The 223-nt window shown below is 57.4% G+C and carries 1 protein-coding gene; it reads left to right on the forward strand.

The genetic code is table 11. The annotated features are described in order from the left end of the window. On the forward strand, positions 1-223 hold a 223-nt coding region (locus KO536_RS24130; protein WP_219263264.1), incomplete at both ends, for a cation:dicarboxylate symporter family transporter.

Raw genomic sequence — 223 nt, forward strand, 5'->3', positions numbered from 1 at the left:
CGTGCTGCCGCGCGTGATCGAGAAGATGGAAGCCTACGGCGCACCGAAAGCGATTTGCAGCTTTGTGGTACCGACCGGCTACTCGTTCAACCTTGACGGTTCGACCCTGTATCAGAGCATCGCGGCAATCTTTATCGCTCAGCTGTATGGCATCGACCTGTCGCTCAGCCAGCAACTGCTGCTGGTATTGACCCTGATGGTCACCTCCAAAGGCATCGCCGGT

The organism is Pseudomonas sp. NKUCC02_KPG (assembly GCF_019345465.1).
In the GTDB taxonomy this organism is placed as follows: Bacteria; Pseudomonadota; Gammaproteobacteria; order Pseudomonadales; family Pseudomonadaceae; genus Aquipseudomonas.